Raw genomic sequence first — 4,921 nt, 5'->3', positions numbered from 1 at the left:
AACGATGGACACCATCAAGCTGTTCGGCGGCGAACCGGCGAACTTCCTCGACGTGGGCGGTGGCGCCACGACCGAGAAGGTCACGGAAGCGTTCAAGATCATGCTGAAGAACCCGAACCTGACCGCGATTCTGGTCAACATCTTCGGTGGCATCATGCGCTGCGACGTGATCGCGGAAGGCGTGATCGCGGCGTCGAAGGCCGTGTCGCTGAAGGTGCCGCTCGTGGTCCGCATGAAGGGCACGAACGAAGACCTGGGCAAGAAGATGCTCGCCGACTCCGGCCTGCCGATCATCTCGGCGGACAGCATGGAAGAAGCGGCTCAGAAGGTCGTCGCGGCTGCTTCGGGCAACGCATAAGCCGAAGCCCCAGCGGATTTACACGCGCATTTACCCGCGCATTTGCCAGGTTGACGAGGGGCGGCGCGCGAGCGACACAGGCGTGAAACATCGCGCCGAATGGCGCTACCGCGTGACGCCAAACGAACAGAGGTCAATACATGTCGATTCTGATTAACAAAGACACCAAGGTCATCACGCAGGGCATCACCGGCAAGACCGGTCAGTTCCACACGCGTGCTTGCCGTGAATACGCAAACGGCCGCGAAGCGTACGTCGCGGGCGTGAACCCGAAGCGCGCCGGCGAAGATTTCGAGGGCATCCCGATCTACGCGAGCGTCGCCGAAGCGAAGGCTGAAACGGGCGCGACCGTGTCGGTCATTTACGTTCCGCCGGCAGGCGCTGCCGCTGCGATCTGGGAAGCGGTCGAAGCCGACCTCGATCTCGCGATCTGTATCACGGAAGGCATCCCCGTGCGCGACATGATCGAGCTGAAAGCCCGCATGCGTGCGGAAAACCGCAAGACGCTGCTGCTCGGACCGAACTGCCCGGGCACGATCACGCCGGACGAACTGAAGATCGGCATCATGCCGGGTCACATCCACCGCAAGGGCCGCATCGGCGTCGTGTCGCGTTCGGGCACGCTGACGTATGAAGCAGTCGGCCAACTGACCGCGATCGGCCTCGGCCAGTCGTCGGCGGTGGGTATCGGCGGCGACCCGATCAACGGTCTGAAGCACATCGACGTGATGAAGATGTTCAACGACGATCCGGAGACGGACGCCGTCATCATGATCGGCGAAATTGGCGGTCCGGACGAAGCGAACGCCGCGCACTGGATCAAGGACAACATGAAGAAGCCGGTGGTTGGCTTCATCGCTGGCGTCACGGCGCCTCCGGGCAAGCGCATGGGCCACGCCGGCGCGCTGATCTCGGGCGGTGCGGACACCGCTGAAGCGAAGCTGGAAATCATGGACGCATGCGGTATCAAGGTCACGAAGAACCCGTCGGAAATGGCGCGTCTTCTGAAGGCGATGCTGTAAATCGAAGAAATTCGCGTGCTGTAGCGGCGCGGTTTTGATACGCTTACGAAGTCCTTTCGTGAGCGGGTGGTCCCGAAAAGCGGGGGAGTGCGAACTCCCCCGCTTTTTTTTACATCCGCGTTCTTGTCCGCGTGGCAGCATTTTTTCGGCTTTTCTCATGCTCGAATTCTTCACGACGCTCAACTGGGGCGCGGTATTTCAGATCATCGTCATCGACGTTCTGCTCGGTGGCGATAACGCGGTCGTGATCGCGCTGGCCTGCCGCAATCTGCCGCCCGCGCAGCGCGTGCGCGGTGTGCTGTGGGGCACAGCCGGCGCGATCCTGCTGCGCGTCGTGCTGATCGCATTCGCGGTCGCGCTGCTCGACGTGCCGTTGTTGAAGTTCACCGGTGGCTTGCTGTTGCTGTGGATTGGCGTGCGTCTGCTCGCGCCCGCGCACGACGTGCATGAGAACGTCAAGCCCGCCGACAAGCTGATCTCGGCGATCAAGACGATCATCGTTGCGGACGCGGTGATGAGCCTCGACAACGTGATCGCGATTGCCGGCGCAGCCGAGGGCGCTGCGGAGGAGCATCGCCTCGCGCTCGTGATCTTCGGCCTCGTGGTGAGCATTCCATTGATCGTATGGGGCAGCCAGCTCGTTCTGAAGCTGCTCGACCGCTTCCCGGTCATCGTGCTGTTGGGCGCGGCGCTGCTTGGTTGGATCGCGGGCGGGCTGATGGTCAACGACCCGGCTGGCGACCGCTGGCCGATCCTCGACACACCCGCGGCCGTATACGGGATGAGCATCGCGGGCGCGCTGTTCGTCGTGATCGTCGGCTATCTGCTGAAGCGGCGCAACGCAAAGCGCGCGGCGGTTTGAGCTTAGTTGCGGGCGTCGCGAGCATGGGCCGATGCATCTGATGTTGGCGCCGTCTTCAGCGCACCCCTGCAACCTTGGCCATCCGGCTGACTGTAAGACGCGAGCCCGGCTCGCTACGATGGAAACGCCTGCTCCCGATCCGCGGGGCAGGCGTTTTTCGTATCAGGAGTCTGCCGATGACCGTTACCTTGCCGTATTCCCCTTATTCTCAAGCTACGTCTTCGTCGCGCGGCGCACGCTGGCGCGTGAACTGGCGCGCGCGGCTCGCGCATGTCTACCGCCGCTGCGGCGTCGGCTTCACGCTGATCGAGCTGATGATCGTGCTCGCGATCGTCGGTGTGATCGCCGCCTATGCGATCCCCGCGTATCAGGACTATCTGGCGCGTAGCCGGGTAGGCGAGGGATTATCGCTCGCCGCTTCCGCGCGGCTGTCGGTGGCCGAGAACGCCGCCAGCGGCAATGCATTCGGTGGCGGTTATGCGTCGCCGCCCGCCACGCGCAACGTCGAGTCGATCCAGATCGACGACGACACCGGGCAGATCACGGTCACGTACACGACGCGCGTCGCGCAGGCCGGTGAGAACACGCTGACGCTGGTGCCATCGGTGCCCGACAATGCGGATGCGCCGACCGCGCGGGTCGCGTTGAGCAAGGACGCGGTGCAGACCGGCTCGCTCACGTGGGAGTGTTTTGCTGGCGGCAAGGCTGCATCGTCGTTGCCGGCACCTGGCGCGGGGCCGACGCCGGCCGAAGCACCGACGCTCGCGGGCAATCTGGCGCCGCCGGAATGTCGTTCGTAAGCTTGCGCATCAGCGGGCGAAAGAGTACCGAAGGAGCTTTCGAATGCGCTCGCCGGTGGCAATAAAGGCGCGAGTCAACGGCGAATCAACGGGTGGATCAGCGGGCGAATCAGGGTTGACGAACGGGGCCGGCGCCGCCACGTAAAACGCTGATTTTCTGTCTATTTCAGACCGGCCGGCGCACAGCGTAGGGATTTTTTTGTATAGTGCGCCGGTTGCTGACGCCCACCGTTGATTCGATGCCCACCCCTTTCGCGCGCTACCTGTCTCTCGTCCTGCTGGCCCTCGCTTTGGTGCTGCCCTATGCGGTCGCCAACCACACCTATCCGATCCCGACGTTCTACGCCGAATTCACCGCGCTCGCGCTGTATCTGCTGACCGGCGCGGCCGTCGTACTGCTGGTCGCGACCTCGCGGGCGCGAGTGCCGTTCGCGTCGCCGACGGTCGCGCTCGTGCCGTTGCTATTCGGCTTGCTGCTGATCGTGCAGACGTTCGTGCTGCCGGTCGCCGAGCCGTCGATGAACTGGCTCGGCGCCGGCTTTCTGCTCGCCGCGTTCATGGCGGTGCATGCGGGCCACGGCTTCGCGCGCGTGAAGCTCGATGAAACCGCGCTGCGCTGGGCGGCGGGGGCGTTGATCGTCGGCGGGCTGTTCGCGGTGTTCTGCCAGGTGATCCAGCTGTTTCACCTCGAGAGGAGGGTCGCGCCGTTCGTCGTCGCGTACAACGTGAGCGTCGAGCGCCGGCCATTCGGGAACATGGCGCAGGCGAACCACCTCGCCACCTATATCGCGTTCGCGATGGCAGGCGCGCTGTATCTGGTGCAGACGCGCCGTATCGCCGTGCCCATCTGGCTGCTGGTGTCGACGATTTTCTCGGCCGGTCTCGCGCTCACGGTGTCGCGCGGGCCGTGGCTGCAGATGGGAGTCATCGTCGTCGCCGGTTTCTGGATGGCGTTCGCGCAGATGCGCAGTGAGCCGCAGATGCGCCGCGGCAACCGCGAATGGTTGATTCCGATCGTGCTCGGCGTGCTGTTCTTCGTGGTCAATGCGCTGATTCGCTGGGCCAATCTGCGCTATCACCTCGAACTGGGGCAGTCGGCGGCGGAGCGCTTTCAGGATGCCGGCCAGATCGCGCCGCGCCTCGCGTTGTGGAAATACGGCTGGACGATGTTCAAAGCGCATCCTCTGCTCGGCGTTGGCTGGGGCGACTTCCCGAGCTATCAGTTCAGGCTCGTGGAGCAGCTCGGCGGCGTCGAGATTGCGAACAACTCGCATGACATCTTTATCGATCTGCTCGCGAAGACCGGTCTCATCGGCCTTGCGATCGTGCTGCTCGGCCTCGTCGCGTGGCTCGTGCGGGTCGTGCGCGCGCCGCAAAGCGCTGCGCGCGTGTTCGGGGTCGCGCTGATTGGCGTGCTGACGATGCATGCGCTGGTCGAATATCCGCAGCAATACATGTTCTTCCTGCTGCCGGCGATGTTCGTGTTCGGTCTGCTCGATACGCGGCCGCTGCGCAGCGTGCCCGCGGGCGTGTCGTTCGGCGCGTTCGCGGTGGTGGTGTTCGGTGGGCTCGCCGCGTTGTATCCGGTGTATCGGGATTATGCGCGTGCCGAGGTGCTGTACTACGGCGCGAAGCCGGCCGAGCAATACGGCGCGGATCCGTCGTTCCTGTTCGGCGCATGGGGCGAGTACGGGATGGCGACGCTGCAGCCGATGAATCCGGCGAACCTGCAACGCAAGCTCGCGATGCACCGGCAGGCGATCGCGCTATTGCCCGGCGAAACGGTGCTGCGCCGGTACGCGGTGTTGCAGGCGCTGAACGGCGACACCGCGTCGGCACTCGATACGGTCGAGCGTCTGCGGATCTTCGCCAAGGAACT

4 protein-coding genes and 1 pseudogene are annotated in these 4,921 nt (G+C 64.3%); all 5 read left to right on the top strand.

Translation table 11 applies throughout. The features are described 5' to 3' along the window. Window positions 1-358, top strand: a pseudogene (gene sucC / locus VGH68_RS15665) (succinate--CoA ligase subunit beta); the annotation flags it as partial. Between the two features lie 140 nt (window positions 359-498). Next, the gene (gene sucD, locus VGH68_RS15660; protein ID WP_331604557.1) at window positions 499-1,380 is read left to right on the top strand and encodes a succinate--CoA ligase subunit alpha; all 882 of its coding nucleotides are present in this window, start codon (window positions 499-501) and stop codon (window positions 1,378-1,380) included. Window positions 1,381-1,537: 157 nt separating this feature from the next. Next, window positions 1,538-2,242, top strand: coding sequence for a TerC family protein (locus VGH68_RS15655; protein ID WP_331604556.1), 705 nt, complete (start codon window positions 1,538-1,540; stop codon window positions 2,240-2,242). Window positions 2,243-2,418: 176 nt separating this feature from the next. Next, the gene (locus tag VGH68_RS15650; protein WP_331604555.1) at window positions 2,419-3,042 is read left to right on the top strand and encodes a pilin; all 624 of its coding nucleotides are present in this window, start codon (window positions 2,419-2,421) and stop codon (window positions 3,040-3,042) included. A 239-nt stretch (window positions 3,043-3,281) separates the two neighbouring features. Continuing rightward, the coding region (locus tag VGH68_RS15645) for a PglL family O-oligosaccharyltransferase (protein WP_331604554.1) at window positions 3,282-4,921 on the top strand (1,640 nt) is incomplete at its 3' end.

The sequence above is a fragment of the Paraburkholderia sp. genome, from assembly GCF_036488505.1.
Taxonomy (GTDB): domain Bacteria; phylum Pseudomonadota; class Gammaproteobacteria; order Burkholderiales; family Burkholderiaceae; genus Paraburkholderia.
This window is presented reverse-complemented; position numbering and strand designations above follow the sequence as displayed.

Excerpts from the sequence above, each read along its gene's own strand:
- sucD (WP_331604557.1), top strand. The coding sequence starts at position 499 with ATGTCGATTCTGATTAACAAAGACACCAAGGTCATCACGCAGGGCATC.
- VGH68_RS15655 (WP_331604556.1), top strand. The coding sequence starts at position 1,538 with ATGCTCGAATTCTTCACGACGCTCAACTGGGGCGCGGTATTTCAGATC.
- VGH68_RS15650 (WP_331604555.1), top strand. The coding sequence starts at position 2,419 with ATGACCGTTACCTTGCCGTATTCCCCTTATTCTCAAGCTACGTCTTCG.